This window comes from Pseudomonas cyclaminis (assembly GCF_015163715.1).
Classification (GTDB): Bacteria; Pseudomonadota; Gammaproteobacteria; order Pseudomonadales; family Pseudomonadaceae; genus Aquipseudomonas; species Aquipseudomonas cyclaminis.
This window is the reverse complement of sequence record NZ_JADDUM010000037.1, coordinates 47,660-59,826: the sequence shown is the minus strand read 5'-3', so window position 1 is coordinate 59,826 and position 12,167 is coordinate 47,660. Positions and strand designations below refer to the sequence as shown.

The window sequence follows — 12,167 nt, the reverse complement described above, 5'->3', positions numbered from 1 at the left end:
CACGGATGCTCGGCATATTTAAGGAAGATTCATGCACTGTCAACCTGGATACAAACACCAAGTTTACATCTGGTCAAAAACCGTACAGACCTGTTTAATCTGCGACGAAGCCACAGAAACAGCCGATTGTGTGTGCAACGTCTGCGAAACCGAGCTGCCCTGGCTGATGGAGCACTGCCAAACCTGCGCATTGCCCCTGGCGATGGACGGATTGATCTGCGGCCAATGCCTCAAACAACCGCCCGCCTTTAAACAAGTAATCGCACCCTGGACCTACAGCTTTCCCGTGGACACCCTGATCAGCCGCTTCAAGCACCAGGCACGCTGGCCACTTGGGCATCTGCTGGGGCACTTGCTGGGAAAATACCTGCAACATCGCTTCGACAACCACGAACTCATTCGCCCGGACGCACTGCTGCCGGTGCCCATGGCGAGCCAGCGCCTGCGTGAGCGCGGTTATAACCAGGCGCTGATGCTGGCGCGCTGGCTCAGCGCCGACCTGACTCTCCCCTGCAATGAACACGTGTTGTTGCGCCCCCACGAAACCCTGGCGCAACAGAACCTCGACGCCAAGAGCCGCAAACGCAACCTGCTCAACGCCTTTGCCCTGGCCCCCGACGCGCAGGTACAAGACCGCCACTTCGCGCTGGTGGACGACGTCCTCACCACCGGCGCTACCGCCCACAGCCTGGCGCGGCTGTTGATCAGCGCCGGCGCGCGGCAGGTGGATGTGTACTGCCTGGCCCGCACCCCCAAGCCTGGCACTTGACTCTCATGCCACTCGGCCGCAACGTCCGCTCATCCCAATACAGCGTATGCCCATGTCTCTCCCGACTTTGCTCAGCCAACATATCGTCCGCCGCCCTCAGCGCATCGCGCTGCTGGGGCACATCGCCGAACAGGGCTCCATCACCCGCGCCGCCAAAAGTGCCGGCTTGAGCTACAAGGCCGCGTGGGATGCCATCGATGAACTGAACAACCTCGCGCAAAAACCCCTGGTAGAACGCAGTGTCGGCGGCAAGGGCGGTGGCGGTGCCAAACTCACCGCCGAAGGCGAACGGGTGTTGCGCCTCTACCAACGCCTGCAAGCGTTACAGGCCGAGGTGCTGGGTTCGGACGAAGCGGCCAGTGACTTCAATCTGCTGGGCCGCCTGATGCTGCGCACCAGTGCGCGCAACCAGTTGCATGGCCAGGTCAGCGCGATTGAAAGCCACGGCCGCAATGATCTGATTCATTTGCAACTTGCGGGTGGGCTGAGCCTCACAGCCCAAATCACCCACGACAGTACGCAACGGCTGGAGCTGGAGATCGGCGTGGAAGTCGTCGCGCTGATCAAGGCCGGCTGGCTGGAATTGCTCGCATCGCACAGCACTGCAACACTCGGACACAATTGCTTGAGCGGAACAGTCGACGCCATTCTCCACGCCGAGGACGGCCCCAGCGAAGTGCGCATCGCCCTGCCCAATGGCCAGGTTTTATGCGCCTTGGCGCAGCCCGCCGTACTCAAGGACCTGGACGCTGCCGAAGGCCGGGCAATCCACGTGCAATTTGCCCCCAGTCATGTATTGCTCGGCACGCCGGTCTGAGCTGCAGAGTTCTTCAAACTGCAACAACTTCGTCACACCCGCTCCTTAAGGTGTCTGCAAAAACCGCAGGGAGCCTGAGATGAGCCTATTAGAAGAAAACCAAGCCACCGACCTTGAACAGATGGTTGGCCTCACCCGCCGCCGCTTTATCGGCGCCGGCGCCTTGTGCGGTGCCGCGATGTTCCTGGGCGGCAACCTGCTGAGCCGTAGCGCGCTGGCCGTGAATGCCACTTCCGCCAGCCCGCTGCTGGGGTTTGCCAGCATCGCCGCCGCGACCAGCGACACCATCACCTTGCCGCCGGGCTACAGCGCCTCGGTGCTGATCAGTTGGGGCCAGCCGCTGCACAAGAGCGCGCCGGCCTTCGACCCATCCGGCAACGGCACGGCCAAGGCGCAGGAACAACAATTCGGCGACAACAACGACGGCATGAGCCTCTTCGCCTTCCCCGGTGACGACAACCGCGCGCTGATGGCGATCAACAACGAATACACCAACTACCGCTACCTCTACGCCCACGGCGCGCGCCGCAATCGGCCGAAGACGTGCACAAGGCCCAGGCCAGCGAAGGCGTGTCGGTGATCGAAGTGCGGCGCAAGGGCGACACCTGGCAGTTCGTCCAGGACTCGCGCTACAACCGCCGCATCCACGGCAACTCGCCGATCCGCCTGAGCGGCCCCGCTGCCGGCCACGACTGGCTGAAAACCAGCGCCGACAAATCCGGCAGGAAAGCCCTCGGCACCTTCCAGAACTGCGCCAACGGCATGACACCGTGGGGCACTTATCTGACCTGTGAAGAGAACTTCACCGACTGCTTCGGCAGCAGCAACCCACAACAAACCTTCGACGCGGGGCAGAAACGCTACGGCGTAGTGGCCGCCAGTAAAGAGATCAACTGGCACCTGCACGACCCGCGCTTCGACATGGCCAAGAACCCCAACGAACTCAACCGCCATGGCTGGGTAGTGGAAATCGATCCGTTCGACCCGCAATCCACCCCGGCCAAACGCACGGCCCTGGGCCGCTTCAAACACGAAAACGCCGCCCTCGCCGAAACCCGCGATGGCCGCGCCGTTGTGTACATGGGCGACGACGAGCGCGGTGAGTTCATCTACAAGTTCGTCAGCCGCGACAAGATCAACCACAAGAACCCCAAGGCCAACAAAGACCTGCTCGACCACGGCACCTTGTATGTGGCGATCTTCGACGCGGGCGATGGCGATGCCGACCATCCAAAAGGCAAAGGCCAATGGGTTGAGCTGACGCACGGGAAAAACGGCATCGACGCCAGCACCGGTTTTGCCAATCAGGCCGAAGTGCTGATCCATGCGCGCCTGGCCGCCAGCGTGGTCAAAGCCACGCGCATGGACCGCCCGGAATGGATCGTGGTCAGCCCCACCGATGGCCAGGTCTATTGCACCCTGACCAACAACGCCAAGCGCGGCGAAGACGGCCAACCCGTGGGCGGCCCCAACCCACGGGAGAAGAACGTCTACGGCCAGATCCTGCGCTGGAAAGCCAATGCCGAAGACCACGGCGCGGCCGATTTCAGCTGGGATCTGTTTGTGGTGGCCGGCAACCCCGGCGTACACGCGGGCAAGCCCAAGGGCGGCTCGTCCAACATCAACCCGCAGAACATGTTCAACAGCCCCGACGGCCTGGGTTTCGACAAGGCCGGGCGCCTGTGGATCCTCACCGACGGGGACTACAGCAACGCGGGCGACTTCGCCGGCATGGGCAATAACCAGATGCTCTGCGCCGACCCGGCGACCGGCGAAATCCGCCGTTTCATGGTCGGGCCGGTGGCCTGTGAAGTGACGGGAATCAGCTTTTCGCCGGACCAGAAAACCCTGTTTGTGGGGATCCAGCATCCGGGGGAAACCGGCGGTTCGACGTGGCCGGAGCATCTGCCGAATGGGAAGCCGCGGTCTTCGGTGATGGCGATTCGCAGGGATGATGGCGGGATCGTCGGCGCCTGATAGGACCCCATCGGGGGCAAGCCCCCTCCCACATGGGAACGCATTTCAAATGTGGGAGGGGGCTTGCCCCCGAAGGCGATAGCACAGGCTCCACCTATCCCAAGCCCGGTGCGTTACCATACCCGGCCGGACGCGGCGCCCTGCTGCCCGCAGGAGTTCCCATGGCCCATCCGTTTGAAACCCTCACCCCTGACCTGGTGCTCGACGCCGTCGAAAGCATCGGTTTCCTCAGCGATGCTCGTGTCCTGGCGCTCAACAGCTACGAAAACCGCGTGTATCAGGTGGGCATCGAAGACTCCGAACCCTTGATCGCCAAGTTCTATCGCCCCCAGCGCTGACCAACGACGCGATCCTCGAAGAACACCGCTTCACTTTCGAACTGGCCGAATGCGATGTGCCGGTCGTCGCGCCACTGATCCACAACGGCGAAAGCCTGTTCGAACACGAAGGTTTCCGCTTCACCCTGTTCCCTCGCCGTGGCGGCCGTGCGCCGGAGCCGGGCAACCTTGATCAACTGTATCGCCTCGGGCAACTGCTCGGCCGTTTGCACGCGGTGGGCTCCACCCGCCCGTTCGAACACCGTGAAGCCCTGGGTGTGAAGAACTTCGGTCACGACTCACTCAACACATTGCTTGAAGGCAATTTCATTCCAAAAAGCCTGCTGCCGGCCTACGAGTCTGTGGCCCGCGACCTGCTCAAGCGCGTGGAAGACGTCTACAAGGCCACCCCGCACAAGAACATCCGCATGCACGGCGATTGCCACCCCGGCAACATGATGTGTCGTGACGAGATGTTCCATATCGTCGACCTGGATGACTGCCGCATGGGCCCGGCGGTGCAGGATCTGTGGATGATGCTCGCCGGTGACCGTCAGGAATGCCTGGGCCAACTGTCGGAATTGATGGACGGCTACCAGGAATTCCACGACTTCGACCCGCGTGAATTGGCGCTGATCGAACCGCTGCGCGCCTTGCGCCTGATGCACTACAGCGCCTGGCTGGCACGGCGCTGGGACGACCCGGCGTTCCCCCACAGCTTCCCGTGGTTTGGCAGCGAGCGGTATTGGGGCGATCAGGTGCTGGCGTTGCGTGAGCAACTCTCAGCCCTCAACGAAGAACCATTGAAACTGTTTTAACTGCTAGAACAAGGACTCTGCAATGCACGCCGCCAACCCCCGCAAGGGGTACATCCTGGGCCTCAGCGCCTATGTCATCTGGGGCTTGTTCCCGCTCTACTTCAAAGCCATCGCCAGCGTACCCGCCGCCGAGATCATCGTGCACCGCGTGCTGTGGTCGGCGCTGTTCGGCGGCTTGCTGTTGATGGTGTGGAAGCACCCCGGCTGGTTCCGCGAGCTGCGCGACAACCCCAAGCGCCTGGCGATCCTGGCCCTCAGCGGTTCGTTGATTGCGGGCAACTGGCTGACGTATGTGTGGTCGGTGAACAGCGGGCGCATGCTGGAAGCGAGCCTGGGTTACTACATCAACCCGCTGGTAAATGTGCTGCTGGGCATGCTGCTTCTCGGTGAGCGCCTGCGCCGACTGCAATGGGCGGCCGTGGGCCTGGCCGCAGTGGGTGTGGCGCAACAGGTGTGGCAGGTGGGCAGTTTGCCGTGGGTGTCACTGGTGTTGGCGCTGACCTTTGGCTTCTACGGCCTGATCCGCAAACAGGCGCCGGTCAAGGCGCTGCCGGGGCTGGTGGTGGAAACCTGGATGCTGGTGCCGATTGCCGTCGCATGGTTGCTGTTCAACCCCTCGGCCCACAGTGCGCAACTGGAGTTCTGGAGTACTTCCGAAGCCTGGTGGCTGGTGGCTGCGGGCCCGGTGACGCTGGTCCCGCTGGTGTGCTTCAACGCCGCTGCACGGCATCTGCCTTACACGGCGCTGGGCTTCTTGCAGTACGTCGCACCGACCCTGGTGTTGCTGGAGGCCGTGCTGCTGTTCGGCGAACACCTGGCGCCCAGCACGCTGATCGCCTTCGCGTTTATCTGGGCTGGCCTGGTGGTCTACAGCGTGGATGCCTGGCTGACCGTGCGCAAACGCTGATCAAATAACGTACAACGCCATGCAAGCCACGATCAGCGTGGCTTGCAGGCATTCACCCCAAGGTTATCCACAGGCCCATGCAAGTTTTCCATGCATAACCCTGTGGACAGATTATTCCTCGTTGCGCAGCTCCACCATCAAGTCATCCGCCAAGGTTTCCAGGGATAGCTGCAAGCTCTCCAGGGACAACGACGGCGGCACCTGCAACAACGCTTCGGCGGTGAACAGCGGGTCGCCACTCATGGGGGCCGGGCGCACATCCGTGCTCAAGCGCTCCAGGTTCACGCCTTGCTGGCTCAACAATGCCGTGATCTCACGCACGATGCCCGAACGGTCATTGCCCACCAGCGTCATCACAATCGGTTTGGACGCCGAAGCCTGCCCGGTACTGCCCTCACCCACCAGCACGCGAATGCCGTGTGTGGATAAGTCCTCCAGCGCCCCCAACAATGCCTGACGGCTTTCCGCTGGTACGCTGACCCGCAGGATCCCGGCAAACTGCCCGGCCATATGGGCCATGCGGCTTTCCAGCCAGTTGCCCCCGTGGGCGGCAATGTTCTGCGCGATGCGCTCGACCAGGCCGGGTTTGTCGGCGGCGATAATTGTGAGTACAAGATGGTCCATGGCGAAGCCCTCTGAATTCAATCTACAAGGTGGACCCGGGGCCCCCGAAAACAAATCGTGTACCATTTTTATATTTATCTGGAACAATCCAATAGTTTTTTGAGAACATCCCGTTCTCCGCTGTGACCGTACGACCAAAGTGGGTCGCTAAACGACGTATTTAGTCTAATTTTCACAACCGCAAGTCATCATGTAGTATGCCCAACCGTGCACTACATAATGAAAATCTGAAAAAGCGCATAAGCTCCGCAGAGTGAGGCAAGCAATGACTGAACACGTTCAAGTCGGTGGCCTGCAGGTCGCCAAAGTCCTGTTCGACTTCGTGAACAACGAAGCCATTCCCGGTACCGGCATCACTGCCGACCAGTTCTGGGCCGGCGCCGACAAGGTCATCCACGACCTGGCGCCGAAGAACAAAGCCCTACTCGCCAAACGCGATGATTTCCAGGCGCGTATCGACACCTGGCACCAGACCCACGCCGGCCAGGCCCACGACCCGGTGGCCTACAAAGCCTTCCTGCAAGACATCGGATACCTGCTGCCAGAAGCCGCAGACTTCCAGGCCTCGACCCAAAACGTCGATGACGAAATCGCCCGCATGGCCGGCCCGCAGTTGGTGGTGCCGGTGATGAATGCCCGTTTCGCCCTCAACGCCTCCAATGCGCGCTGGGGTTCGCTGTACGACGCGCTGTACGGCACCGACGCCATCAGCGAAGCCGACGGCGCCGAGAAGGGCAAGGGCTACAACAAGGTGCGTGGCGACAAGGTTATCGCCTTCGCCCGCGCCTTCCTCGACGAAGCCGCGCCGCTCAGCGCCGGCAGCCACGTCGACTCCACCGGTTACAAGATCGTCGACGGCACGCTGATCGTCAGCCTCAAGGGCGGCAGCAACAGTGGCCTGCGTGACGATGCCCAGTTGATCGGTTTCCAGGGCCCTGCGGCCGAGCCGATTGCGATCCTGCTGAAACACAACGGCCTGCACTTCGAAATCCAGATCGACGCCAGCACTCCCGTCGGCCAGACCGATGCCGCCGGCGTCAAAGATGTGCTGATGGAAGCCGCGCTGACCACCATCATGGACTGCGAAGACTCCGTCGCCGCGGTGGATGCCGACGACAAAGTGGTGATCTACCGCAACTGGCTCGGCCTGATGAAGGGCGACCTGGCCGAAGAAGTGGCCAAGGGCGGCAAGACCTTCACCCGTACCATGAACGCCGACCGTGTCTACACCGGTGTGGACGGTCAGGATGTGACGCTGCACGGCCGTTCGCTGTTGTTCGTGCGCAACGTGGGTCACCTGATGACCATCGACGCGATCCTCGACAAGAACGGCGATGAAGTGCCGGAAGGCATCCTCGACGGCCTGGTCACCAACCTGGCGGCGGTCCACAGCCTCAACGGCAACAACACCCGCAAGAACAGCCGCACCGGCTCGGTGTACATCGTCAAGCCGAAGATGCACGGCCCGGAAGAAGCCGCGTTCACCAACGAGCTGTTTGGTCGCATCGAAGACGTGCTGAACCTGCCGCGCAACACCCTCAAGGTCGGGATCATGGACGAGGAGCGCCGCACCACGGTCAACCTCAAAGCCTGCATCAAGGCTGCCAGCGAGCGCGTGGTGTTTATCAACACCGGCTTCCTCGACCGCACCGGCGACGAGATCCACACCTCCATGGAGGCGGGCGCGATGGTGCGCAAGGCCGCCATGAAGGCCGAAAAATGGATCGGCGCCTACGAGAACTGGAACGTCGATATCGGCCTGAGCACCGGCCTGCAAGGCCGTGCGCAGATCGGTAAAGGCATGTGGGCGATGCCCGACCTGATGGCTGCGATGCTCGAACAGAAAATCGCCCACCCATTGGCCGGTGCCAACACGGCCTGGGTGCCGTCGCCGACGGCGGCTGCGCTGCATGCCTTGCACTACCACAAGGTCGACGTGTTCGCCCGCCAGGCCGAACTGGCCACACGCGAGCGCGCCTCGGTGGACGATATCCTGACGATTCCCCTGGCCAGCAACACCGATTGGTCCGAGGAAGAAATCCGCAACGAGCTGGACAACAACGCCCAGGGCATCCTCGGTTACGTGGTCCGCTGGATCGACCAGGGTGTCGGCTGCTCCAAAGTGCCGGACATCAACGATGTGGGCCTGATGGAAGACCGCGCCACCCTGCGCATCTCCAGCCAGCACATCGCCAACTGGCTGCGCCACGGCATCGTCAACGAAGCCCAGGTGCTGGAAAGCCTCAAGCGCATGGCGCCTGTGGTGGACCGTCAGAATGCCGGGGATGCGTTGTACCGCCCATTGGCTCCGGATTTCGACAGCAACATCGCGTTCCAGGCAGCGGTGGAGTTGGTAATCGAGGGGACCAAGCAGCCCAACGGTTATACCGAGCCGGTGTTGCACCGTCGGCGTCGGGAGTTCAAGGCTAAAAACGGCCTGTAAATGAAAAAGCCCTGATCGTGAGATCAGGGCTTTTTCATTGGGGCTTGTAGTGACCAGACTGGCCCCCGATGAGGCCGGCACAGCTACCGACACGCTCAGGAAGCCATCCCCAACTCCCGCTTCACCAACTTCGCCAACTTCACGCTATCAATCGGCTTGAGCAAAAAGTCCACCACGCTCAAATGCATCGCATCAATCACATCCGGGGCTTCGGCATCGCCGGACATGATGATGATCGGCAGCGCCGCACGGGTGGATTCTCGCACCTGGCGAATCAGCTCCAGGCCATTGCTCGGTGCCATGCGCAAGTCGGTGATCAGCAAACCGATGGAGCTGCTGGATTTCAATAAACTCCACGCAGCCTCGCCACTCTCGGCCGTCATGCAGCGAATACCGTCCAGCCCCAGGATCTCCGCCAACAGTTCCCGTGCGTCTTTGTCGTCATCGACGATCAACACACGTTGCGGCGGTAAATCAGGCTCCAGCATCACGGCGCTCAGCGCCTCGCGCTCGGCATCACTCAAAATATCGTGGTCGGACATACGGTTCTCAGCAGTTTTCATCAATCCCCCAGCACACTCGTCAGACATCTGCGGAAGGGCGATCAATGTGCACTTCGTCGGAAAGTTTGCCTAGTGGGTGTTCTACGGGGTTTGGACGATATTCATGTAAGGTTTTTCCCTAGCTCTACGCTGTTTTCATCGACCTAGACTTACGTCCAATGGGCACCCACCGCGTAGGAGCCGACCATGCAGGACGATAACGACAAAAAAACTGCGGTCACTGTTATGAGTAAAGCTGATGCTTTCACGCAGGCGGGTAAAACCGCCGTGTTGCAGAACATCCACGGCACCCTGCAATTCCTGCAACGTTTCCCGCCATTCAATCAAATGGAAAATGCGCACCTGGCGTTTTTGGTTGAACAGTGCCAATTACGCTTCTTCGGCCCCGGCGAGAGCATTCTCAAGCCATCGGGCGGGCCGGTGGAGCACTTCTACATCGTCAAGCAAGGCCGCGTCGTGGGCGAGCGGCCGGACTCGGCAGAAACCACCTTCGAAATCACCACCGGTGAGTGCTTCCCCCTCGCCGCGCTGCTGGGCGAACGGGCCACGCGCACTGAGCATAAAGCCGCCGAAGACACCTTCTGCCTGCAACTGAACAAGCCGGCCTTTATCAAGCTGTTCGCCCTCTCCAGCCCGTTTCGTGACTTTGCCCTGCGTGGCGTCAGCAGCCTGTTGGATCAGGTCAACCAGCAGGTGCAGCAAAAAGCCGTGGAAACCCTCGGCACTCAATATTCGTTGAACACCCGCCTGGGCGAATTGGCCATGCGCCACCCGGTGATGTGCAGCCCGGACACGCCGCTGCGCGAAGCGGTGACGCTGATGCACGAGCAACAAGTGGGCAGCATTGTGATCGTCGACGCGCACCAGGCGCCCCTGGGGATTTTTACCCTGCGCGATCTGCGCCAGGTGGTGGCCGACGGCACCAGCGATTTCAACCAGGCCATCGACAGTCATATGACCCAGGCGCCGTTCTTCTTGACCCCGGACCACAGCGCCTTCGACGCCGCCATCGCCATGACCGAGCGGCATATCGCCCATGTGTGCCTGGTCAAGGACCAGCGTCTGTGTGGCGTGGTGTCCGAGCGCGACCTGTTTTCCCTGCAACGGGTCGACCTGGTGCACCTGGCCCGCACCATCCGCAACGCGCCCAGGGTGGAGAATCTGGTGGCGATTCGCGGGGAAATCGGCCAGTTGGTCGAGCGAATGCTCGCCCATGGCGCGTCATCCACCCAGATCACTCACATCATTACCCTGCTCAACGATCACACCGTGTGCCGGGTGATCGAGTTGACCCTCGCCGAAAAAGGCGACCCCGGCGTGCCCTTCAGTTGGTTGTGTTTCGGCAGCGAAGGCCGTCGTGAGCAAACGCTGTACACCGACCAGGACAACGGCATTCTGTTCGAGGCCAGGGACGCGGTGGAAGCCGCCGAGATTCGCGGTCGGTTGCTGCCCCTGGCGCAGCAGATCAACCAGAGCCTGGCGCTGTGCGGGTTCAGCCTGTGCAAGGGCAACATCATGGCCGGCAACCCCGAGCTGTGCCTGTCGCGGGCGGAATGGGCGCGACGGTTTGCGGCGTTTATTCGTGAGGCGACGCCGGAGAACCTGTTGGGTTCGAGCATCTATTTTGATCTGCGGGTGGTGTGGGGCGATGAACAGGGTTGCGAGCACTTGCGCCAAAGCGTTCTGGATCAGGTGGCGGATAACCGGCTGTTTCAACGCATGCTTGCAGAGAACGCCTTGCGCCAACGGCCACCTGTAGGGCGTTTCCGTGAATTCGTGCTGACACGCAAAAGCGGTGAAAAGGCCACACTTGACCTCAAAGTGCAGGGGCTCACGCCATTCGTCGATGGTGCGCGCCTGCTGGCGCTGGCCAATGGCATTCACGCCAACAACACCCTGGAGCGCCTGCGCCAGTTGGTGGCCAAGGAGGTCATCGAGCCGCTGGACGGCGCCGCGTATGAAGAGGCGTACCACTTTATCCAGCAAACGCGCATGCAGCAGCACCAGTTGCAGACCCGCGAGAACCAGCCGTATTCCAATCGCGTCGACCCCGACAGCCTCAACCACCTCGACCGCCGCATCCTGCGTGAATCCCTGCGCCAGGCCCAGCGCCTGCAAAGCAGCCTGACGTTGCGGTACCAACTGTGAGTTGGTTCGACTGGCTACGTACGAAAAAGCCTGGACTCGATGCCGCGCAACAACGGCGCCTGGAGCAACTGTCCAAGCCGGTGCCGCTGGGCGACACCCCATTGCGCGCCCAACGCTGGGTGGTGGTGGACCTGGAAACCAGCGGCCTGAACCTCAACCGTGACCAGGTGCTGTCCATCGGCGCGGTGGTGATTGAAGACGGCGCGGTGGATTTCTCCCAGCTGTTCGAGCGCACCCTGCAACGCACCGACACCAAACTCAGCCCCAGCGTGTTGATCCACGGCCTCGGCCCCAGCGCCATCGCCGCCGGCAGTGATCCGGTAGAAGCGCTGCTGGACTTCATGGCATTCGTCGGCGACAGCCCGTTGCTGGCCTTCCATGCGCCCTTCGACCAGCACATGCTGGGCCGCGCACTCAAGGACAGCCTGGGTTATCGCTTGGCGCACCCGTTCCTGGATGTGGCCGACATCGCTGCCCTGCTGTGCCCCGAGGCGCATATCCGCGAAGCCGGGCTGGATGACTGGATCAACCATTTCCAGCTGCACGTGGGCGAACGCCATCACGCCAGCGCCGATGCCCTGGCCACGGCGGAGTTGATGCTGATTCTGTTCAGCCGTGCGCGACAGCAGCACATCGACTCCCCACACGCGCTGCAGGAGCGTTTGAGCCAATGGAAACGCCGCAAGCAGGCGCCCTCTTTCTAAGCACGCGAATAAATAACGTTTGGGTGAACGCGCTTTTATTGTGTTGAGTGGGCTTTTATTGTGGTGAGCCCGCTCACCAC

General features: G+C 61.7%; 8 protein-coding genes and 2 pseudogenes. 8 read left to right on the top strand and 2 right to left on the bottom strand.

Going from position 1 to position 12,167, the window contains the following annotated elements:
• Positions 1-31: 31 nt before the first annotated feature.
• From IQK56_RS06445 to rarD, 5 genes and pseudogenes are all read left to right on the top strand, one after another.
• Positions 32-769: a ComF family protein gene (locus IQK56_RS06445; RefSeq protein WP_193862871.1), complete on the top strand. Its 738-nt coding sequence runs from the start codon at positions 32-34 to the stop codon at positions 767-769.
• 52 nt (positions 770-821) lie between these two features.
• Positions 822-1,586, top strand: a complete 765-nt coding sequence (locus IQK56_RS06440) for a TOBE domain-containing protein (protein WP_193862869.1) — start codon at positions 822-824, stop codon at positions 1,584-1,586.
• Positions 1,587-1,665: 79 nt separating this feature from the next.
• Positions 1,666-3,563: pseudogene (locus IQK56_RS06435) on the top strand (PhoX family protein).
• Positions 3,564-3,724: 161 nt separating this feature from the next.
• A pseudogene (locus IQK56_RS06430) lies at positions 3,725-4,698 on the top strand (serine/threonine protein kinase).
• Positions 4,699-4,720: 22 nt separating this feature from the next.
• The gene (gene rarD, locus IQK56_RS06425) at positions 4,721-5,605 is read left to right on the top strand and encodes an EamA family transporter RarD (RefSeq protein WP_193862280.1); all 885 of its coding nucleotides are present in this window, start codon (positions 4,721-4,723) and stop codon (positions 5,603-5,605) included.
• Positions 5,606-5,716: 111 nt separating this feature from the next.
• Here rarD and IQK56_RS06420 read toward each other — a convergent pair whose 3' ends face one another.
• Positions 5,717-6,229, bottom strand: coding sequence for a glycine cleavage system transcriptional repressor (locus IQK56_RS06420; protein WP_150760211.1), 513 nt, complete (start codon positions 6,227-6,229; stop codon positions 5,717-5,719).
• Between the two features lie 265 nt (positions 6,230-6,494).
• Here IQK56_RS06420 and IQK56_RS06415 point away from each other — a divergent pair, with 265 nt between their 5' ends.
• A complete protein-coding gene (locus IQK56_RS06415) occupies positions 6,495-8,672 on the top strand; it encodes a malate synthase G (RefSeq protein ID WP_150674337.1) in 2,178 nt (725 codons plus the stop codon).
• A gap of 95 nt (positions 8,673-8,767) precedes the next feature.
• Here IQK56_RS06415 and IQK56_RS06410 read toward each other — a convergent pair whose 3' ends face one another.
• Positions 8,768-9,214 carry a response regulator gene (locus IQK56_RS06410; RefSeq protein ID WP_122307707.1) on the bottom strand — a complete coding sequence of 149 codons (447 nt, stop codon included), beginning with the start codon at positions 9,212-9,214 and terminating at the stop codon, positions 8,768-8,770.
• 246 nt (positions 9,215-9,460) lie between these two features.
• On the opposite strand from IQK56_RS06410, the gene IQK56_RS06405 reads away from it, so the two are divergent.
• Both IQK56_RS06405 and IQK56_RS06400 read left to right on the top strand, forming a co-directional pair.
• On the top strand, positions 9,461-11,383 hold the full coding sequence (locus IQK56_RS06405) for a putative nucleotidyltransferase substrate binding domain-containing protein (protein WP_193862279.1): 1,923 nt from the start codon (positions 9,461-9,463) through the stop codon (positions 11,381-11,383).
• A complete protein-coding gene (locus IQK56_RS06400) occupies positions 11,380-12,087 on the top strand; it encodes an exonuclease domain-containing protein (RefSeq protein WP_193862278.1) in 708 nt (235 codons plus the stop codon). Before IQK56_RS06405 ends, IQK56_RS06400 begins: the two co-directional genes overlap by 4 nt.
• The last annotated feature ends 80 nt before the right edge of the window (positions 12,088-12,167 follow it).